Origin of the sequence: Mycobacterium sp. NPDC050551 (genome assembly GCF_040674075.1) — a bacterium.
In the GTDB taxonomy this organism is placed as follows: domain Bacteria; phylum Actinomycetota; class Actinomycetes; order Mycobacteriales; family Mycobacteriaceae; genus Mycobacterium.
Map to the genome: position 1 here is coordinate 279,613 of NZ_JBFARC010000006.1, position 19,992 is coordinate 299,604.

A 19,992-nucleotide genomic window follows, 5' to 3' on the forward strand; every position below is an offset into this window, starting at 1 on the left:
CAGCCATGACCTACACCGCCGATCACCCGCCCGTGCCGTCCTCGGAGGAACTACGGGGCCGCATCCCCGGCTGGGGCGCCGACCTCGACCCGAAGGACCGGCCGTCGGTGCCGAAGCTCCGCTTCGAGGAGACCGGTGCGCACTGGGACTTCCCGGATCGCCAGCTGGAGATGCAACCCCGCGAACGGTCGATCGAGCACCAGTTCCTCACGCCGGTGTTCGGCACGTCGACCCCGCCGCGAGGCCTGTCGGGCGCGATCCGCCGGTACGCCTACCGCAGGTTCAGCGAGGGCCGCGCCGCGCACTGGCTGCTGCTGATCCTCGGCGATCGGGTGGACGCGATCGAGAGCCACGCACTGGCGCTGGCGAAAGGACATCCGGACAATCCGATCACCGAGTCCGGCATCAAGACCGAGTTCACCTACAACGGCCTCGCGGCGCGCACCGGCACCCGGCGGGTCGACCGCAACCACGCGTGGATGGATCCGCTGCTCGTCGCCGGACCGTGGGTGATCACCGGGGTCCTCGGCACCCGCGCGATCAGCCGGGTGGCGCGGCGGGTCAGGCGGTAGCGCCGAACCGGTTCCAGATCCGTCGGGTCTGCGCGCCGACGTCCGCGTCATTGGTGCGCTGGAAGTTCCGGCCGCCCCGGCCGAACGTGGCGAGAACGGCGGGCGGCGCCGTGGATTCGGTGACGGGTGTGTCGAGCCACGAGCAGGCCCGGACGTGCACGAGGTCGACGGCGGCCGCGTCGGCGTCGCTGTCGTAGAAGTAGGGGCCGGTGATCCGGCCCAGCCAGAACAGGCCGTCCCCGTCGCGGGTCCAGACGAACGAGCCTTCCTCGACGGCGGCGAACCGTTCGATGCGGCGCGCCAGCCGCTCGTCGTGCTGCTCGGCGGCCAGCGTCACCGCCGCCTCCAGATCGTCGGGTGCGGGTGTCAGCACACCGCCGAACCCGCAGCGGGACAACGAGAACGCCCGGTCGAGGGCGTGCTGCGGGTCGATGTCGTCGCGCCGGGACCGCATCGGCGCGCGGTACACCGCAGTCAGCGCTGCCCCAGCAGATCGTCGAGGATCGCGACCAGCGACTCGGGGTGTTCGGGGGTGAACGCAGGACGCCACCGGTTGTCCTCGACGTCGAGGGTGACCAGGGTGCTCTTCAGCGGCCTGCGGATGTCGAGCGGCAACCACAGCCGCAGATCGGAACTCCCCCACAGCCGGCAGCGCTGCAGCAGGTCCAGCGGACGCGCCTGGTAGCCGCGGATCGACCGCAGCGGGATGACCTTCGACGTGCCCGACGGGAAGTGGTAGCGGCGCAACGTGATCGCGTACTGGTCGAGCTGGATCAGCCCGTCGTCGTAGTGCTGCTGCGGTGCACTCACAGCGGACGGCTCCGCAGCTCGTGGCCCTTGGTGGTCAGGCACCGGCCGGTCTCGAGATTCCACTGCCAGCCGTGCAGGTTGCAGGTCAGCGTCTTGCCTTCCACCACGCCGAACTTCGACAGGTCGGCCTTCAGGTGCGGGCAGCGGCGCTGGAACTCGTAGCCGTCCATGGTGATCGACGCGGAGTCGTCGTGCGCCTCGGCGAACCACCCGTCCGCGTAGGCCACCCGCTCGTCGGTCAGGCACTTGAAGAACGTGTAGAGGTATTCGTTGTACCCGCCGACGCGCCACGCGGTGAACCGGGTGGACAGGAAGATGGTGTTCACCCAGTCCGGTTCGGCGTCGCGCAGCACGGTGCGCACCAGTTCCGGTGCGATCTCGAAGCCGTACCGGAACTTCTCGTCCGGGATCGGTTCGCGGACAACCCGTTTCGGGAAGTCGATCACCACGGTTTCACGGCCCATGCGCAGTTCCACCGGATAGCCGATGCCGTCGCAGATCTGGTCGCTCTGCAGCATGATCGGCTCGAAGCGGGCCCGTAGCGGCTCGAGCAGCGGCTCACCCTCGGCAGGAGCCCAGCGCGCCTTCTCGGCGGCCAGCACCGGCGCCATCCGCTCGGCGTAGGCCGCGATGTAGTCGGCCTTGCCGGTGGTGAAGATGGCCTCCACCTCGGCCTCGGGCAGTGGGTGGGTCAGCGAATTCAGCTGCGAGCCGGTCAGATCCGCCGTCGAGCCGGGCATCATCAGCAGGCCGCGGTCGTGGCCGTGCCTGCGCATCTGGTCCAGGAACACCATCTGGTCGGGGAAGATGTTCGCCGGATCGCCGTGGTCGTCGTTGAGATCACGCAGTTCGGGGTCCAGGAAGCACGGCGGTCCCGCCGACGGCACCACCCATGTCGCGCCGACCTGGGCGATGTACTGCCGGCAGCGGTCCATCTGGCGCTGCCGCTTCTGGATGCCGAACGCCTCCTTGGCCCTGGCCGGCATGTCGTAGACCATCGGGTACCAGATGGCGCCGGAGAACTGCAGCATGTGCACGTCCACCTGGCCGAAGTCGGCGGCCAGCACGTCGAGGTCCACCGGCCGGGCGTCGTTCATGTTGAAGGCCACGGTCTCGCCGTCGTCGACCACCAGGCCCGAGTCGCCGATGGGCCCGTCGGCGGGCGCCCTCAGCGCGATGATCATCACGCCGAGATCGCCCTTGGGTCCGCTGATGTCGTGGCGCACCGAGTCGGTGGTCTCGAAGAACCGGTGGAAGCCCAGTTCCTCGAGTGCGCGGCGCAGGTCGGGCACCGGGTAGTCGGGCAGCAACACCGTGGCGTCCTTGTTGACGTACGTGCGCAGCGTGTCCGGGTCGAAGTGGTCTTTGTGCAGGTGGGACACGTAGAGGTAGTCCACGTCGCCCAGCGCGGCCCAGTCCAGGCCGCTGTTGTCGGGGAACGGGAACCAGGAACCGAAGTAGGCGGGGTTGACCCAGGGGTCGCACAGGATGCTGCCGGCGCGTGTGTCGATCCGGAAGCCGGCATGTCCGACGCTGGTGACCTGCACTGATGCCCTTTCTCGGGTGCGCTGTTCGGTACCGAGCTTAACGGGAGTGAGGCGCTGCGCCTGCCACGGCCGGGGCCTGGGGGACCGGCGCGCCGGGTCGGGCAGGACGGCGCGCACTACGCTGGCAACCGTGGAACCGGTATACGGAACTGTCATCCAGCTGGCCCGCCTGGTCTGGCGGCTTCAGGGGCTGAAGTTCACCGTCACCGGGGTGGAGAACCTGCCCACCACGGGCGGCGCGGTGGTGGCCATCAACCACACCAGCTATTTCGACTTCACCTTCGCCGGCCTGCCCGCGTACCGGCAGAAGCAGGGCCGCAAGGTGCGGTTCATGGCCAAGCGTGAGGTGTTCGACCACAAGATCACCGGCCCGATCATGCGCAGCCTGCGCCACATCGAGGTGGACCGCGACAGCGGTGCGGCGTCGTTCGACGCGGCGTGCGCGGCGCTGAAGGCCGGCGAGCTGGTGGGCGTCTACCCGGAGGCGACGATCAGCCGCAGCTTCGAGATCAAGCAGTTCAAATCCGGTGCGGCCCGGATGGCGATCGCCGCGGGCGTGCCGATCGTGCCGCACATCGTGTGGGGCGCCCAGCGGATCTGGACCAAAGGCCATCCGAAGAACCTGTACCGGCCGAAGGTGCCGATCACGGTGGCGGTCGGCGAGCCGATCGAGCCGACGCTGCCCGCGCCCGAGCTGACCGCGCTGCTGCATTCACGCATGCAGCACCTGCTGGAGCGGGTCCAGGAGGCCTACGGTCCGCACCCGCCCGGCGAGTTCTGGGTGCCGCACCGGCTCGGCGGCGGTGCGCCGTCGCTGGCGGAGGCCAATCAGATGGACGCCGACGAGGCCGCCGAGAAGGCCGCCGCGCGGGCCCGCCGGGCCGAGGAGCCGGGACCCGCCGGAGCGCCGGGGTAGCGGTCATGGAACCGGTGTATCGGACGCTGGAGCTCGCGGCCGCGGCGGCCGCGCGCGCCTCCGGGGTCCGGATCGGCTTCCACGGCGTGCAGAACATCCCGGCGACCGGTGGCGCCGTGGTCGCGATCAACCACACGGGCTACGTGGACTGGCTGCCTGCGGGGCTGGCCGCCCGGCTGCGCAGGCGGCGGCTGCGGTTCATGATCAAGGCCGAGATGCAGGACGTCAGGGTGGTCGGTTTCCTGATCAAGCGGACCGGGACCATCCCGGTGGACCGGCGGGCCGGGGCGGGCGCCTACGCGGTGGCGGTGCAGCGGCTGCGCGAGGGCGAGTTGGTGGCCGTCTATCCGGAGGCCACCATCAGCCGCAGTTTCGAGCTCAAGGGCTTCAAGACCGGCGCGGCCCGGATGGCGCTGGAGGCCCAGGTGCCGATCGTGCCGATGATCATCTGGGGCGCCCATCGGGTGTGGACGAAGGATCATCCGAAGGCGATGGGCCGCAACAAGATCCCGATCGAGGTGTGCGCCGGTGCGCAGATCCCGCCCGAGGGCGACGCCAGCACGCTGGAAGTGGCCATGCGGGAGTCGATGACGGCGCTGCTGTACCGGGTGCAGACCGAGTACCCGCACCCCGAGGGCGCATACTGGGTGCCTCGCCGGCTGGGTGGCACGGCGCCGACCCCCGAGGAAGCGGCGCGCCTCGACGAGGCCGAACTCGCCGAGCGGGCCCGCAGGCGTGCCGAACGCGACGCCAGGAGCCGTAGATGACGCTGCCCGCATTGATCGCCACCGATGTGGACGGCACGCTTCTCGACGACGACGAGAAGGTGTCCGCGCGCACCCGCGCCGCCGTGCACGCCGCCGTCGCCGCAGGCGCCGTGTTCGTGCTGGCCACCGGTCGCCCGCCGCGATGGATCCACCCCGTCGTCGACGGGCTGGGGCTGGCGCCGATGGCGGTGTGCGCGAACGGCGCCGTCATCTACGACCCGTCGACCGACCGCATCGTGTCGGCCCGGACGCTGTCCGCCGACGTGCTGGGCGAGCTGGCCGAGATCGCGGCCAGGGTGATTCCCGGCGCCGGGCTGGCCGTGGAGCGGGTGGGCCGCTCCGCCCATGACGCCGCGACGCCGCAGTTCGTCAGCTCGCCCGGCTACGAGCACGCGTGGCTCAATCCGGACAACACCGAGGTGTCGGTGGAGGACCTGCTCAGCGCCCCCGCGGTGAAGCTGTTGATCCGCAAGGCCGGTGCCCGCAGCGCCGACATGGTCGCGGCCCTGGCCCCGCACATCGGCCTGCAGGGCGACCTCACGTACTCCACCAACAACGGCCTGGTCGAGGTGGTGCCGCTGGGCATCAGCAAGGCCACCGGCATCGAGGAACTGGCCCGCCCGCTCGGTCTGGTCGCCGGTGACGTGGTGACCTTCGGTGACATGCCCAACGACGTGCCGATGCTGCGGTGGGCCGGCCTCGGGGTGGCGATGGGCAACGCGCACCCGGAGGCGATCGCGGCGGCCGACGAGGTCACCGCACCCAACGTCGACGACGGGGTGGCCCGGGTGCTCGAACGCTGGTGGCTCTGAAGCCCGTCTAGGGGTCGATCGCGCGCGGCGCGGTGAAGCGTTCCAGCTGGACGGGCGGATGGTCGGCCGACGGCGGCGGCAGCTCGAGCGGCACCCCGTCGATCACCCGGGTGATGGTCAAATTCTCCCGGTCGAAGTTGAGCGTGCCGTGCTGGAAGTTCTGCACGATCCACTGCGGTTCGGGGATCTCGGCGCTGGTGGGCAGGCCGAGCGCGCCGCGCTCGAAACCCAGTGCGCCCCAGGCGTCGTAGATCGCGCCCTTGACCGGGTTGGCTCCGGTGGACGGTGACCAGTACACCGCGCCGTGCTGGAACCGGACGTAGCGGGCGTCCCCCGCACCCGCGGCTTCCGGTGTGGTCGGCGCGCCGAGCGGGCCCGCCGTGCCGCCCGTCTGGTCCCAGCGGGCGAAGATCGCCCCGCCGCGCAGCGATTCGGCGAGGTCCTGGGGCCCGGGGGGCCGGTTGAACCGGGCGGCGATGTCGCGCAGCTGGTTCATCGCCGCGTATGCCGCGTTGCCGGGGCACTCGGTGTTCCCGACGTCGCGGTGGGTGAAGATCGCGGGCAGCCTGGGGGCGGCGCCGCGCGGGAAGTGCGTGAACGAGCCGCCCGCGGAGGTCAGCACGACGCTGCCGAGCGGGTCGACGCGGTCGAGGCCGAGCCGCCAGCCGAGCAGCCGGCCGGTGGTGCGCAGCTGGATCGGCGTGGGAGGCACCGATTCGAAGTTGCCCATCATCGCCACGCCCCAGGTGTCGACGTTGAACCCGCCGGTGTGGGAGCCCTCGACGGGCCGGTCGATGCCGCCCGCCCGTCCCTCGAACACCTGCCCGTACTTGTCGACCATGGCGTTGTAGGCGACGTCGCACCAGCCCAGCGTGCGGGTGTGGTACGCGTAGATCGACCGCACGATGCCGGCGGAGTCCTGTGGGGCGTAGTCGTTGCTGCCTGCCGTGTGGTGCACCACGCCTGCGCGCACCCGGCTGTCGTAGCGGGGCCCGCCGCACCGCATCGACTCGTCGGCGCCCCACTGGCCGCGGGAGATAACGTTGGGCGGCACGCCGGGCGCGGTGACGGCGCCGGGCAGCGGGACCAGGTCCACCGGCGCCTGCGGCGGGCTGATCAGCACCGCGTTGATGTTCTGGGCGAACGGCTGCTCGATCGCCGCAGGCAGGTAGCCGAGACCGGCGTGCGGCGCGCCCTGCGGGACGGCGCTCGTAGGAGCGTCGAGCGGGCGGGTGACGGCGATCTGCACGGTGGTGGTGCGGCCGACGAACACCGGTTCGGTGCCGCGGACGCCGGCCGACTCCTCGCCGACGCCGTCGAGCGTCTCGGCCTCGTACCAGGGGCCCCAGGACCCGTCGGACTTCTTGGCCCGGACCCGCGCCGATGTGCCGGTCAGGTCGTCGGCGGTCAGGGCGACCAGAGAGAAGGGGGTTTCCTGGCGGATCTCGCGGATCGTCTCACCGCCGCCGAGGCCGGCCAGCGGCTGTTCGGCCAGCGTGGGCGCCTCGATGCCGGGTGCGTCGTCGTGGTCACCGGGCAGGCCGTCGACCGCCAGCGGGAGCAGCAGCGCGGTCGCCGCGACCGCGGTGAAGAGGATCGTCGGCGCAGGGCGGCGGGACAGCACGGACTGATGTTACGTATGTGTCAGGTGTTACCAGTGTTTCGACACGTTCAAACATTTGAGGAAAAATCCGGGCCCCTGCAACGGCACCGCAGAGCGCGCGCGTCTGCGGTGCCGTTCGGGGCCAGGTCTTATGCGGGTGGCGCGGGCGGCGCCGGGGCGGGAACCGGCGGCGGCACCGCGCCCTTCATCGCCGACGTGATCGCCGGCATCACCATGCCCTTGAGCAGATCGATCGCCTGTCCGGCGCCGAGCTGGTTCGCCGCGCTCGACAGGTCGCCGATCAGTCCGGTGCTGCCCGTGCTCACCGGGCTGGCGGCGGCCAGTGACGGATCACCCAGGATCGGGTAACTGCCGAGTGCGGGATCGGCGATCGGTGCCGAGATCGGGATCTCACCCGGCACGCCGAGTCCCGGAGTGCTCGAGATCGGGGTCAGCGCGGGATCGAGGCCGGGGGTGGTCAGGCCGGGCAGCCCGCCGGGCGCGGCGGCCGCGGGGCTGGTCAGCGCCGGATTCGTGAGCCCGGGGCTGGTGAGTGCGGGATTGGTCAGCCCCGCATCGGCCAGGCCGGGCGCAGTGGCGGTCACCGGCGGCACGCTCAGGCCGGGCGTGGACAGCCCCGGCGTGGTCAGTGCGGGCGTGGTCAGGCCGGGTGCCCCCGGCGCGGTCAGGCCCGGTGCGGTGAGTCCCGGCGTGGTCAGGCCCGGTGCCGCCAACCCCGGAGAGGTCAGCGACGGCGAGGCCAGCGACGGGCTCGGGGTCGAACCGGTCAGCACGCCCGTGGGCGCAGGCGGCAGGTTGATGCCGAACTGCGACAGGCCCTGGGAGAGGGCGCCGATCAGCTCGCCCGGCAGGTCGGTGACCATCGCGGCCTGGACGAATTCACGGTGCTGGGGTGCGTTCCGGTCGGACAGGTCGGAAACGGCGATCACTGCGGCTGGACTTGCGACGGCCAGGGCGGCGAACGCGCTCATGGCTGTCGAGAGCTTGCGTCGACGTCTGTTCGGCACGAAAGTCTCCTCAATACATGGACTACATAAGGTCAGTGCTCGTGCGGTACCGGCGGGTGCCCGGCCGATGCGGGTGTCCGGCTCCCGACCATGTCCGGAGGTCAGGAGGCCGACGTGATCGATGGTACGGGTGTGACTGCTGTGAATAGAGTGACGATATTGAATCGTGAGCCAATGGAGACCTTGCGCCGCTGACACCGGAGCGGCGACGCGAGGGACGGTGGGACGGGACGGCCGCCGGGGTCCGATACCCTGGCTGCCGATGACCGCTCCAGATACCCGGGCGCCCAGCCAGTCGGATCGCGCCGGAGACTTCGACCTCATCGTCGTCGGTTCCGGATTCTTCGGCCTGACCATCGCCGAGCGCGTGGCCACCCAACTCGACAGGCGCGTCCTGGTGCTCGACCGCCGGCCGCACATCGGTGGCAACGCCTACTCCGAGGCCGAGCCACAGACCGGTATCGAGGTGCACCGCTACGGTGCGCACCTGTTCCACACCTCCAACCAGCGGGTCTGGGACTACGTCCGGCAGTTCACCGACTTCACCGGCTACCAGCACCGCGTCTTCGCGCTACACAGCGGGCAGGCCTACCCGCTGCCGATGGGACTCGGGCTGGTCTCGCAGTTCTTCGGCCGCTACTTCACCCCCGACGAGGCGCGCGCGCTGATCGCCGAGCAGTCCGCCGAGATCGACACCGCCGACGCACAGAACCTCGAGGAGAAGGCCATCTCGCTGATCGGGCGCCCGCTCTACGAGGCGTTCATCAAGCACTACACCGCCAAGCAGTGGCAGACCGACCCCAAGGAACTGCCCGCGGCCAACATCACCCGGCTGCCGGTCCGTTACACCTTCGAGAACCGCTACTTCAACGACACCTACGAGGGCCTGCCGGTCGACGGCTACACCGCGTGGCTGCAGAACATGGCCGCCGACGACCGCATCGAGGTGCGGCTCGACACGGACTGGTTCGACGTCCGCGACCGGCTGCGCGCCGAGAGCCCGGACGCGCCGGTGATCTACACCGGCCCGCTGGACCGGTACTTCGACTACGCCGACGGCAGGCTCGGGTGGCGCACGCTCGACTTCGAGCAGGAAGTCGTGGAGACCGGCGACTTCCAGGGCACACCGGTGATGAACTACAGCGACCCCGAGGTGCCCTACACCCGCATCCACGAGTTCCGGCACTTCCATCCCGAGCGGGCGTACCCGACCGACAGGACCGTCATCATGCGGGAGTTCTCCCGTTTCGCCGACGACGACGACGAGCCGTACTACCCGATCAACACCGAGGCCGACCGTGCGCTGCTGGCCGCCTACCGGACCCGGGCCAAGGCCGAGACCGCTTCGGCCAAGGTGCTTTTCGGCGGCCGGCTGGGCACCTACCAGTACCTCGACATGCACATGGCCATCGCCAGCGCGCTCAACATGTACGACAACGTCCTGGCGCCGCACCTCCGCGACGGCGCCCCGCTGACCGTGAGCGAGACCACCACACCATGAGTGACATCCCCACCGGCGCACTGGATGCCGGCAAGCCCAAGTCGGTCAGCCTGCTGTCGCGGGTGATCCTGCCGCGCCCGGGCGAACCGCTCGACGTCCGCAAGCTCTACATCGAGGAGTCGACCACCAACGCGCGGCGCGCGCATGCGCCCACCCGCACCACGCTGGAGATCGGCGCGGAGTCCGAGGTGTCGTTCGCGACGTACTTCAACGCCTTCCCCGCGAGCTACTGGCGGCGCTGGTCGACGCTGGAGTCGGTGGTGCTGCGCGTCGAACTCGTCGGCAGCGCCCGCGTCGACGTGTACCGGTCCAAGTCCACCGGTGCGCGGATCACCGTCGGCGGCACCGAGGCGGTCAGCGCGGACGACGACACCCCGGCGGTGGTCGAGTTCGAGATCGGCCTCGACCCGTTCGAGGACGGCGGCTGGATCTGGTTCGACATCACCACGAACGCCAGCGTCACGCTGCGCAGCGCGGGCTGGTACGCCCCGGTCGCCGCACCGAACCGGGCCAACGTCGCCGTCGGCATCCCGACGTTCAACCGGCCCGCGGACTGCGTCAACGCGCTGGCCGCGCTCACGTCGGATCCGCTCGTCGACGAGGTGATCAGCGCGGTGATCGTGTCCGACCAGGGCACCAGCAAGGCCAAGGACCATCCCGGCTTCGCCGCCGCCGCGGCCGGTTTGGGTGACCGCCTCACCATTCACAACCAGCCCAACCTCGGTGGCTCCGGCGGATACAGCCGCGTGATGTACGAGGCGCTGAAGAACACCGACTGCGAACAGATCCTGTTCATGGACGACGACATCCGCGTCGAGCCGGACTCGATCCTGCGGGCGCTGGCGATGAACCGGTTCGCGAAAGTGCCCACGCTCGTCGGCGGCCAGATGCTCAACCTGCAGGAGCCGAGCCACCTGCATGTGATGGGCGAGATGGTCGACGCCGAGAACTTCATGTGGACCAACGCGATCAACACCGAGTACGACCACAACTTCGCGAAATACGCCCTCAGCGACGAGGAGAGCGTGCGCAGCAGGCTGCTGCACCGCCGCATCGACGTCGACTACAACGGCTGGTGGATGTGCATGATCCCGCGCCAGGTCGCCGAGGAGCTCGGCCAGCCGCTGCCGCTGTTCATCAAGTGGGACGACGCCGAGTACGGCCTGCGGGCCGGCGAGCACGGCTACCCCACCGTCACGTTGCCCGGTGCGGCGATCTGGCACATGGCGTGGAGCGATAAGGACGACGCGATCGACTGGCAGGCGTACTTCCACCTGCGCAACCGCCTCGTGGTGGCGGCGATGCACTGGGACGGCAACATCAGCGGGCTGATCGCCAGCCACCTGAAGGCCACCATCAAACACCTCCTCTGCCTTGAGTATTCGACGGTCGCCATCCAGAACAAGGCAATGGACGACTTCCTCGCGGGCCCCGACCACATCTTCTCGATCCTCGAGTCGGCACTGCCGGACATCCGCGCGATGCGCCAGCAGTATCCCGACGCGGTGGTGCTGCCGAGCGCGACCGCGCTGCCCACACCGTCGGACAAGCGGTGGCGCAAGAAGATCAAGATCCCGGTGGGCCCGGTCTCGATCGGCACGAGGCTCGTCCACGGTGTCGCGCACCAGCTCAAGGCGCACGACCCTGAGCACCACCGCAGGCCGCAGATCAACGTCGCCACCCAGGACGCGCGGTGGTTCTCGTTGAGCAAGGTCGACGGCGTCACCGTCACCACCGCCGACGGCCGCGGCGTGGTGTACCGCCAGCGCGACCGGGAGAAGATGTTCGAACTGCTCCGGGAGTCGCTGAAACGTCAAGCGCGCCTTGCCCGCAGGTTCAACCGGATGCGCAAGGTGTACCGGGAGGCGCTGCCGGTGCTGACCAGCAAGCAGAAGTGGGAAGAGGTCCTGCTGCCCAGCCTCGACGGTTCCGCAGAGGCGCAGACCGCGGCCGCCCGCACATGACGGAACCGCCGCGGGGCGAGGACGCCGCGCTGGTGGCCGTTCAGGCGGCGTTGGCAGGCCGGCCGGGCGTACTCACCGCCGCCCGCACGCTGTCGCACTTCGGTGAGCACAGCGCGGGCTGGCTCGGAGCCGCCGGGATCGGCGCCCTGCTGCAGCCCACGCGCCGCCGGGCCTGGCTGACCGCAGGGGTTGGGGCGTTCGCCGCCCACGCGGCCGCCGTCGTCATCAAGCGGGTGGTGCGCCGCGAGCGGCCTCACCACCCGGCGATCGCGGTGAACGTCGGCACGCCGAGCCGGCTGTCGTTCCCCTCGGCCCACGCCACGTCCACCACCGCGGCCGCGGTGCTGCTCGGCCGGGTGTCCGGGCTGCCGCTGCCCGTCGTGCTGGTGCCGCCGATGGCGTTGTCGCGCCTGGTGCTCGGGGTGCACTACCCCAGCGATGTGCTCACCGGCGTGGCGGTCGGCGCGACGGTCGCCGAGGTGGTCTCCAGGATCAGCGAGCGTTACGGAGCGGACCCGAGATGAGTGTGCAGCCACATGAGTACGAGAATGTCTGAGGAAGCGGCGCCGGTGACCGGCCCGCCGAAGAATCTCGCCAGCGGCATCGTCAAGGCGCTGCGGCCACGCCAGTGGGTGAAGAACGTCCTCGTGTTCGCCGCGCCGGTGGCCGCCCTCGGCGACGACCGCTACGCCTACGACTACCGCGTGGTCCTGGTCAACGTGCTGGTGGCGTTCGTGGTGTTCAGCCTCGGCGCGTCGGCGGTGTACCTCGTCAACGACGCGCGTGACGTCGAGGCCGACCGGCAGCACCCGACCAAACGCTTCCGGCCGATCGCCGCGGGCGTGGTGCCCGAATGGCTGGCGTACACGCTGGCCACGGTGCTGGCGGTGGCCTCGATCGGCATCTCGTATCTGGTGACGCCGAACCTCGCCCTGGTGATGGCGATCTACATCGCCATCCAGCTGGCCTACTGCTTCGGGCTCAAGCACCAGGCCGTCATCGACATCTGCATCGTCTCCTCGGGTTTCCTGATCCGGGCGATCGCAGGCGGCGTGGCCGCCGATGTGCCGCTGTCGCAATGGTTCCTGCTGATGATGGCCTTCGGGTCGCTGTTCATGGCGGCCGGGAAGCGTTACGCTGAACTGCAGTTGGCGGAACGCACCGGCGCCAAGATCCGCAAGTCGCTGGAGAGCTACACCAGCAGCTACCTGCGCTTCGTCTGGACGTTGTCGGCCACCGCCCTGGTGCTCTGCTACGGGCTGTGGGCCTTCGAGCGCGACGACCTCGCAGGCACCTCCTGGTTCGTGGTGTCGATGATCCCGTTCACCGTCGCGATCCTGCGCTACGCGGTCGACGTCGACGGCGGGCTGGCCGGCGAGCCGGAGGAGATCGCGCTGGGCGACCGGGTGCTCCAGTTGCTCGCGGTGGCCTGGATCGGGACCGTCGGTGCGGCCGTCCTCTTCGGCTGAGCCCGCCGGCGCGTCGGCCCTGCGCCGGCCGGCCTTCCCGTTCGACGTGACCGCCCGCGTCAGCCTCTGGGTGGGGGTGGCGGTGGTGGCGGTGCTGTTCGGCTGGGGCGCCTGGCAGCGCCGGTGGATCGCCGACGACGGCCTGATCGTGTTGCGCACGGTGCGGAACCTGTTGGCGGGCAACGGCCCTGTCTTCAACGCAGGCGAACGCGTCGAGTCCAACACCTCCACGCTGTGGACATACCTGATCACCCTGGGTTCGTGGGTGGGCGGCGCCGTGCAGCTGGAGTACGTGGCGCTGTGGTTCGCGCTGGTGCTCTCCGTCCTCGGGGTGGCGCTGGCGATGCTCGGCGCGGGCCGGCTCTACGCGCCGAGCCTGCAGGGCCGCCGCGCGCTGCTGCTGCCTGCCGGCGCACTGGTCTACATCGCGGTGCCGCCGGCCCGCGACTTCGCCACCTCCGGTCTCGAGAACGGTTTGGTGCTGGCCTATCTCGGCCTGCTGTGGTGGATGATGGTGTGCTGGTCGCAGGCGCTGCGCAGCCGCCCCCCGGACGCGCCCGACGGGAACGCGGTGAGCCGGACCTTCGCCGCCGCACTGGCTTTCGTCGGCGGCCTGAGCGTGCTGGTGCGTCCCGAGCTCGCGCTGATCGGCGGACTGGCGTTGGTGATGATGCTGATCGCCGCCCGCGGCTGGCGCCGCCGGGTGCTGATCGTGGCCGCGGGCGGCGCGCTGCCGGTGCTCTACCAGATCTTCCGGATGGGCTACTACGGGCTGCTGACGCCCAACACCGCGCTGGCCAAGGACGCCTCGGGCGCCAAGTGGCCGCAGGGCTTCATCTACCTCGCGAACTTCAATCAGCCCTATCTGCTGTGGATTCCGGCCGTGCTGCTGCTGGCGCTCGGCGCGGTGCTGGTGGCCACCAGGTCGCGGCCGTGGTGGATCTCGCACCGGTCGCCGCGCGGGTACGGGTGGGTGGCCCGCACCGTGCAGAGCCCGCCGGCCGTGGTGATCTTCTTCGTGGTGAGCGGTCTGCTGCAGGCGATCTACTGGGTCCGCCAGGGCGGCGACTTCATGCACGGCCGGGTGCTGCTCACACCGCTGTTCTGCCTGCTGCTGCCGGTCGCGGCGATCCCGGTGGTGCTCCCGGACGGCAGCCGGTTCACCCGCGAGACCGGCTACCTGCTGGCCGCGGCCACCTCGGTGCTCTGGCTCACCGTCGCGGGATGGTCACTGTGGGCGGCGAATTCGCCCGGCGTGGGGGCCGACGCCACCCGGGTGACCTACACCGGCATCGTCGACGAACGGCGGTTCTACGCCCAGGCCACCGGTCACGCCCACCCGCTGACGGCGGCCGACTATCTGGACTATCCGCGGATGCGCGCGGTGATCACCGCGCTGGACAACACCCCCGACGGCGCGCTGCTGCTGCCTGCGGGCAACTACGACCGCTGGGACGTGGTGCCCGCGATCCCGCCACCGCCGCGCCCGCCCGACGCGTCGGCGGACTGGGTCGACGAGCACCAGCCACAGCACACCGTCTTCTTCACCAACCTCGGCATGTTGGGCATGAATGTCGGCCTCGACGTGCGGGTGATCGACCAGATCGGCCTGGCCAACCCGCTCGCCGCGCACACCGCCCGGCTCGAGGACGGCCGCATCGGGCACGACAAGAACCTCTACCCGGACTGGGCGGTGGCCGAGGGCCCGTTCCTCAAGACCCGCCCGTACGTGCCGCAGTACCTCGACGAGGACTGGATCCGGCAGGCCGAGGCGGCACTGAAGTGCCCGGACACCGAAGTCGTGCTCACCTCCATCCGCGGGCCGATGGGACCGCGCCGGTTCCTGTCGAATCTCGTGCACGCCGCCGAGTTCACCCGCTACCGCATCGACCGGGTGCCGCGCTACGAACTGGCCCGCTGCGGGCTCGCGGTGCCCGAGCCGATCAACCCGCCCTACACCGGTATGCCGGCCACCGGACCTTAGAGCTGCGAGATTTGTGATCGGAATGGATTGTCTGTTTGGGTAACGCCGCAACCACCTCCGGACGATATGCAGTCAGGTGTGTTGCATTCCTCGGCCCACGACCGCCGTTCGCACGGCGCCGGCAGAAGTGAAACGGACGGTTAGGACCTTGCGTAGGACCCCGGGTGCTGTCGCTGCGCGCCGGCTTCTCGCCGCGCTGACCGCGCTGGTCGTGCTGCCCGGCCTGGTCACCGTCACAGGCGCGTCGCAGGCCGCGGCGTTCTCCCGCGAAGGCCTGCCCGTCGAGTACCTCGACGTCTACTCCACGGCGATGGGGCGCAACGTGCGCGTCGAGTTCGAGGGCGCCCCGGGTCCGGCTGCGAAAGCCGTCTACCTGCTCGACGGCCTGCGCGCCCAGGACGACTACAGCGGCTGGGACATCAACACCGCCGCCTTCGAATGGTTCCACGACTCCGGTGTCGCGGTGGTGATGCCCGTCGGTGGGCAGTCCAGCTTCTACACCGACTGGTATTCGCCGTCGAGCTTCAACAACCAGCCCTACACGTACAAGTGGGAGACCTTCCTGACCGCCGAGCTGCCGCAGTGGCTGGCGGAGAACAAGCAGGTGTCGACCACCGGCAACGCCGTGGTCGGGCTGTCGATGTCGGGCAGCGCCGCGCTGACCCTGTCGGCCTACCACCCGGCGCAGTTCCGTTACGCCGCCTCGCTGTCGGGCTTCCTCAACCCGTCGACGGTCGTCATGCAGCAGGCCATCCGGGTGGCGATGCTCGACGCGGGCGGCTTCAACGTCGACAACATGTGGGGCCCGCCGTGGAACCCGGCCTGGAAGCGCAACGACCCGGTGGTGCAGGCGGCCCGCATCGCGGCCAACGGGACCCGGCTCTGGATCTACTGCGCACCCGGCGGCGCGACACCGCTGGACACCGCTGACCCCGGCCAGGCGCTCAATGCGACCAGCCTCGAGGCGATGGCGATCACCAGCAACAAGGCGTTCCAGCAGGCCTACACCGCCGCAGGCGGCCGCAACGCCACCTTCTCGTTCCCGCCCGCGGGCAACCACGCCTGGGGCTACTGGGGCGCGCAACTGCAAGCCCTCAAACCCGACCTGCTCGCCACCATCGGCGGCTGACGGGCAGATGATGATATCGGTAAAGGCGCAGTTCAGAAGCGAATTCGCGCACACATGGGAAATAGCCGGAGAGAGTTATCACACCGAGGTGTGGTTGACTACACGGGCAACGCGGCCTGCTCCGGTGGACACAGGCCGGGTTCGGCATTCGACAGATGGGATAGGTAAAGCATGAAGTTCGTTGGGAAGATGCGCGGCGCCTGGACGCGCCGGCTCACGGTCGTGGCCTTGGCGGCCGCCGTGCTGCCCGGCCTGGTCAGTGCGGTCGGCGGCTCGGCGACTGCGGGGGCCTTCTCTCGTCCGGGTCTGCCGGTCGAGTACCTGATGGTGCCGTCCGCGGGTATGGGACGTGACATCAAGGTGCAGTTCCAGAGTGGTGGCCAGGGAGCGCCGGGCGTGTACCTGCTCGACGGCCTGCGCGCACGTGATGACTTCAACGGTTGGGACATCGAGACCAACGCGTTCGAGATGTACTACGAGTCGGGCCTCTCGGTGATCATGCCCGTCGGTGGCCAGTCCAGCTTCTACTCGGACTGGTACGAGCCCGCCTGCGGCAAGGCCGGTTGCTCCACCTACAAGTGGGAGACGTTCCTGACCCAGGAGCTGCCCGCCTACCTGTCCGCCAACCACGGCGTGAACCCGAACCGCAACGCGGCCGTCGGCCTGTCGATGGCCGGTTCGGCCGCGATGACGCTGGCGATCTACTACCCGCAGCAGTTCCAGTACGCGGCGTCGCTGTCGGGCTTCCTGAACCTGTCCGAGGGCTGGTGGCCGATGCTGGTCGGGATGTCGATGGGTGACGCGGGCGGCTACAAGTCCGAGGCCATGTGGGGTCCGTCGAGCGATCCGGCGTGGAAGCGCAACGACCCGATGGTGAACATCGACAAGCTGGTCGCCAACGGCACCCGCGTGTGGGTCTTCTGCGGCAACGGCAAGCCTGCCGACATCAACGGCAGCGGCGTCGCCGCGGGCGACAACTTCAACGCGAAGTTCCTCGAGAGCTTCACGCTGCGGACCAACGAGACCTTCCAGGAGCAGTACATCGCCGCGGGCGGCAAGAACGGCGTGTTCAACTTCCCGCAGGCCGGTACCCACAGCTGGGAGTACTGGGGTCAGCAGCTCGGCCAGATGAAGCCGGACATCCAGCGCGTGCTGGGTGCCACCCCGGGCCCGGTCGCCGCTCCTGCGGCGGCTCCGGTCGAGGCCGGCAACTGATCCAGCGCTAGACGAACGACGCCTGCGGCGGCGATCCCTTCGGGGGTCGCCGCCGTCGGCCGTTTACGGGTCGTCCGACCGGCCCCTTTTGGCGCGACCCCGGGGGCAGGTGTGATTCACTACCTGCGGCGGGGACAGCCGAGACGTGAGGTGGATGAATGGGTCGGTCACTGGTCCGGGGACTTCTGAGCGTGCTACTGGCTGCGGGCCTGTGGGGGGCCGTCGGGACCACCTCCGGCACCACCGCGGGCGCCGAGCCCGTCGAGTACCTGATGGTGCCGTCGGCGGCGATGGGCCGTGACATCCCGGTGGCCTTCCAGGGCGGTGGACCGCACGCGGTGTTCCTGCTCGACGCGTTCAACGCCGCGCCGGACGTGAGCAACTGGGTGACCGCGGGCAACGCGATGAGCACGCTGGCGGGCAAGGGTGTCTCGGTGGCCGCGCCTGCCGGCGGCGCATGGAGCATGTACACCAACTGGGAGCAGGACGGCAGCAGGCAGTGGGAGACCTTCCTGTCCTCCGAGCTGCCCAACTGGCTGGCGGCCAACAAGGGCCTCGCCCCGGGCGGGCACGGCATCGTCGGCGCAGCCCAGGGTGGCTACGGCGCCATGGCGATGGCGACCTTCCACCCCGACCGGTTCCGCTACGCCGGATCGCTGTCGGGCTTCCTGACGCCGTCGTTGACCCAGATGAACGGCGCCATCACCGACGGGCTGGCCCGCTTCGGCGGCGTCGACATCCGCAACATGTGGGGTCTGCCGCAGCTCGGCCGGTGGAAGTGGCACGACCCCGACGTGCACATCCAGCTGCTGATCAACAACAACACCCGGTTGTGGGTGTTCAGCCCCGCCACCCTGACGTGCAGCGACCCGGCCGCGATGATCGGCTACTGCGATCAGGCCGCGGGCAGCGCGCGCACCTTCTACCAGCACTACCGGGGCAACGGCGGCGGCAACGGGCACTTCGAGTTCCCGGCGGGCGTCCAGCACGACTGGGGTAGCTGGTCGTCGCAGCTGGCCGCGATGTCGGGCGAACTGTCCAGCGTCCTGCGCTGACCCGCGGTTCACCGCGAATCCGCTGGCCGGGAGCACTTTTGGGCAGCCGGTACCGTGGAGGGGTGCAACGCAGGAGTGAGCGGTCGTCGCGGCGTGCCCGGCGCGGTGCGCTGCCGGCGCTCCTGGTCCTCTCGGCGGTGCTGGTGGTCAGTGCCTGCGGCCTGACCGACGACCTGCGGGCGACTGTCGGGCTGCCGACGTCGGAGACCACCCCGGCCGGTGTGGACGCGCAGTCGGCGCGCAGCGCGCCGGACATCACCGGACCGCACGCGGACGCCGAACAGGGGCAGATGACCGTGACCGCGCAGCAGCGCGACTACCTCGACGCGCTGGCGGCCGCGGGGGTGACGCCCTCGAGCGACCTGCTCGCGCTGTCCATCGGGTCCTACGTCTGCCAGGCGCGGGCGGCCCAGCAGACCGATCAGGCGGTGTGGGACTTCGTGGTGCCGCTGGTGCGCAGCGACGTGCGCACGGCCGGGTCGGACGCGGCCCACACCGCGCGGGCCGACCTCGACACCGTGACCGCCGACTACATTCGCATCGCGACCGAACGACTCTGCTAGCAGGAGAACATGGCCAGGACCAAAAGGACCCGCCGGAAACGGCACCGCATCCTCGCGCTCATCGCGGCCGGGGCGATGGCACTCGTGGTGGTGCTGGTGGTGGCGATCGTGGTGATCGTGCTGCGCAAGCCCGACACCCCGGACACCGCGCTGCCGCCCAGCGCGGTGCCTCCCACCAGTGACCCCGGGACACCCGGCCAGCGCAAGCCCCGTCCGGAGTTCCAGGACGCGAGCTGCCCGGACGTGCAGCTGATCTCGATTCCCGGCACCTGGGAGTCGTCGGTGCAGATGGACCCCTTCAACCCGGTGCAGTTCCCGGCGGCGCTGCTGCTGCGGGTGACCAATCCGATCCGCGCGGAGTTCGACAACCAGCGGCTGGAGATCTTCACCGTCCCGTACACGGCGCAGTTCCACAATCCGTTCTCCGCGGACCGGCAGATGTCGTACAACGACAGCCGGGCCGAGGGCACCCGTGCCGCGGTCAAGGCGATGACCGACATGAACAACCGCTGCCCGCTCACCAGCTACGTGCTGGTCGGCTTTTCCCAGGGTGCGGTGATCGCGGGCGACATGGCCAGTGACATCGGCAACGGTCGCGGGCCGGTCGACGAGGACCTGGTGCTCGGCGTGGTCGCGATCGCCGACGGTCGCCGCCAGACCGGCGTCGGCCGCGACGTTGGGCTCAACCCGCCGGGGGTGGGCGCGGAGATCACGCTGCACGAGGTGCCGACGCTGTCGACGCTCGGGCTGACGATGACCGGCCCGCGGCCCGGCGGTTTCGGCACGCTCAACGACCGCACCTTCGAGATCTGCGCCCCCGGCGACCTGATCTGTGCCGCGCCGGAGTCGGCGTTCTCGATCGTCAACCTGCCCAAGACGCTGGAGACGCTGTCCGGAGGGGCGGGGCAGCCGGTGCACGCCATGTACGCCACCCCGCAGTTCTGGAACGACAACGGCCTGACGGCGACCGACTGGACGCTGAACTGGACCCGTGACCTGATCTCGAACGCGCCGCAGCCGAAACATGGCTGATTTGTGACCGTGGCGGATTTGGCCG

At 70.0% G+C, this 19,992-nt stretch carries 19 protein-coding genes; 14 read left to right on the forward strand and 5 right to left on the reverse strand.

Features of this window, described 5'->3' with window-relative positions; translation table 11 throughout:
- The first annotated feature begins 5 nt into the window (after nucleotides 1-5).
- Nucleotides 6-572 (forward strand): hypothetical protein, encoded by a 567-nt coding sequence (locus AB0K11_RS23570; protein WP_364982676.1) that lies wholly within the window; start codon nucleotides 6-8, stop codon nucleotides 570-572.
- Here AB0K11_RS23570 and AB0K11_RS23575 read toward each other — a convergent pair.
- From AB0K11_RS23575 to AB0K11_RS23585, 3 genes are read right to left on the reverse strand one after another with little or no spacing between them, the layout of a single operon-like run.
- On the reverse strand, nucleotides 562-1,026 hold the full coding sequence (locus tag AB0K11_RS23575; RefSeq protein WP_364982679.1) for a GAF domain-containing protein: 465 nt from the start codon (nucleotides 1,024-1,026) through the stop codon (nucleotides 562-564). The two genes, AB0K11_RS23570 and AB0K11_RS23575, sit on opposite strands and share 11 nt — an antisense overlap.
- Before the next feature lie 20 nt (nucleotides 1,027-1,046).
- Nucleotides 1,047-1,382: a hypothetical protein gene (locus tag AB0K11_RS23580; RefSeq protein WP_364982682.1), complete on the reverse strand. Its 336-nt coding sequence runs from the start codon at nucleotides 1,380-1,382 to the stop codon at nucleotides 1,047-1,049.
- Nucleotides 1,379-2,929: a Rieske 2Fe-2S domain-containing protein gene (locus tag AB0K11_RS23585; protein WP_364982685.1), complete on the reverse strand. Its 1,551-nt coding sequence runs from the start codon at nucleotides 2,927-2,929 to the stop codon at nucleotides 1,379-1,381. The genes AB0K11_RS23580 and AB0K11_RS23585 overlap by 4 nt, the downstream gene beginning before the upstream one ends.
- Nucleotides 2,930-3,059: 130 nt before the next feature.
- Between AB0K11_RS23585 and AB0K11_RS23590 the strand changes: the two genes are divergently transcribed.
- Genes AB0K11_RS23590 through AB0K11_RS23600 form a run of 3 tightly spaced genes read left to right on the forward strand, consistent with a single transcriptional unit; the run spans nucleotide 3,060 to nucleotide 5,424 of the window.
- Entirely contained in the window at nucleotides 3,060-3,845 is a 786-nt protein-coding gene (locus AB0K11_RS23590) for a 1-acyl-sn-glycerol-3-phosphate acyltransferase (RefSeq protein WP_364982689.1), read from the forward strand.
- 5 nt (nucleotides 3,846-3,850) lie between these two features.
- The gene (locus AB0K11_RS23595) at nucleotides 3,851-4,612 is read left to right on the forward strand and encodes a lysophospholipid acyltransferase family protein (RefSeq protein WP_364982692.1); all 762 of its coding nucleotides are present in this window, start codon (nucleotides 3,851-3,853) and stop codon (nucleotides 4,610-4,612) included.
- Nucleotides 4,609-5,424, forward strand: a complete 816-nt coding sequence (locus AB0K11_RS23600; RefSeq protein WP_364982696.1) for an HAD family hydrolase — start codon at nucleotides 4,609-4,611, stop codon at nucleotides 5,422-5,424. Before AB0K11_RS23595 ends, AB0K11_RS23600 begins: the two co-directional genes overlap by 4 nt.
- A 7-nt stretch (nucleotides 5,425-5,431) precedes the next feature.
- Here the strand turns inward: AB0K11_RS23600 and AB0K11_RS23605 are convergent, their stop codons facing one another.
- Both AB0K11_RS23605 and AB0K11_RS23610 read right to left on the reverse strand, forming a co-directional pair.
- The gene (locus tag AB0K11_RS23605) at nucleotides 5,432-7,048 is read right to left on the reverse strand and encodes an N-acetylmuramoyl-L-alanine amidase (RefSeq protein ID WP_364982699.1); all 1,617 of its coding nucleotides are present in this window, start codon (nucleotides 7,046-7,048) and stop codon (nucleotides 5,432-5,434) included.
- 128 nt (nucleotides 7,049-7,176) lie between these two features.
- Nucleotides 7,177-8,055, reverse strand: coding sequence for a hypothetical protein (locus AB0K11_RS23610; RefSeq protein WP_364982702.1), 879 nt, complete (start codon nucleotides 8,053-8,055; stop codon nucleotides 7,177-7,179).
- 262 nt (nucleotides 8,056-8,317) lie between these two features.
- On the opposite strand from AB0K11_RS23610, the gene glf reads away from it, so the two are divergent.
- From glf to AB0K11_RS23660, 10 genes are all read left to right on the forward strand, one after another.
- Nucleotides 8,318-9,556 (forward strand): UDP-galactopyranose mutase, encoded by a 1,239-nt coding sequence (gene glf, locus AB0K11_RS23615; protein ID WP_364982705.1) that lies wholly within the window; start codon nucleotides 8,318-8,320, stop codon nucleotides 9,554-9,556.
- Nucleotides 9,553-11,520, forward strand: a complete 1,968-nt coding sequence (locus AB0K11_RS23620; protein ID WP_364982708.1) for a glycosyltransferase — start codon at nucleotides 9,553-9,555, stop codon at nucleotides 11,518-11,520. Before glf ends, AB0K11_RS23620 begins: the two co-directional genes overlap by 4 nt.
- A complete protein-coding gene (locus AB0K11_RS23625; protein WP_364982711.1) occupies nucleotides 11,517-12,044 on the forward strand; it encodes a phosphatase PAP2 family protein in 528 nt (175 codons plus the stop codon). Before AB0K11_RS23620 ends, AB0K11_RS23625 begins: the two co-directional genes overlap by 4 nt.
- Before the next feature lie 24 nt (nucleotides 12,045-12,068).
- A complete protein-coding gene (locus AB0K11_RS23630; protein WP_364983144.1) occupies nucleotides 12,069-12,989 on the forward strand; it encodes a decaprenyl-phosphate phosphoribosyltransferase in 921 nt (306 codons plus the stop codon).
- Complete coding sequence (gene zomB / locus AB0K11_RS23635; protein WP_364982714.1) at nucleotides 12,967-14,973, forward strand: flagellar motor control protein ZomB; 2,007 nt, start codon at nucleotides 12,967-12,969, stop codon at nucleotides 14,971-14,973. The genes AB0K11_RS23630 and zomB overlap by 23 nt, the downstream gene beginning before the upstream one ends.
- Before the next feature lie 148 nt (nucleotides 14,974-15,121).
- The gene (locus AB0K11_RS23640; protein WP_364982717.1) at nucleotides 15,122-16,102 is read left to right on the forward strand and encodes an alpha/beta hydrolase family protein; all 981 of its coding nucleotides are present in this window, start codon (nucleotides 15,122-15,124) and stop codon (nucleotides 16,100-16,102) included.
- 171 nt (nucleotides 16,103-16,273) lie between these two features.
- On the forward strand, nucleotides 16,274-17,317 hold the full coding sequence (locus AB0K11_RS23645) for an alpha/beta hydrolase family protein (protein WP_364982720.1): 1,044 nt from the start codon (nucleotides 16,274-16,276) through the stop codon (nucleotides 17,315-17,317).
- 158 nt (nucleotides 17,318-17,475) lie between these two features.
- The gene (locus tag AB0K11_RS23650) at nucleotides 17,476-18,372 is read left to right on the forward strand and encodes an alpha/beta hydrolase family protein (protein ID WP_364982723.1); all 897 of its coding nucleotides are present in this window, start codon (nucleotides 17,476-17,478) and stop codon (nucleotides 18,370-18,372) included.
- Nucleotides 18,373-18,434: 62 nt separating this feature from the next.
- Nucleotides 18,435-18,935 (forward strand): DUF732 domain-containing protein, encoded by a 501-nt coding sequence (locus tag AB0K11_RS23655; RefSeq protein ID WP_364982726.1) that lies wholly within the window; start codon nucleotides 18,435-18,437, stop codon nucleotides 18,933-18,935.
- Between the two features lie 9 nt (nucleotides 18,936-18,944).
- Nucleotides 18,945-19,967 (forward strand): cutinase family protein, encoded by a 1,023-nt coding sequence (locus tag AB0K11_RS23660; protein ID WP_364982729.1) that lies wholly within the window; start codon nucleotides 18,945-18,947, stop codon nucleotides 19,965-19,967.
- The last annotated feature ends 25 nt before the right edge of the window (nucleotides 19,968-19,992 follow it).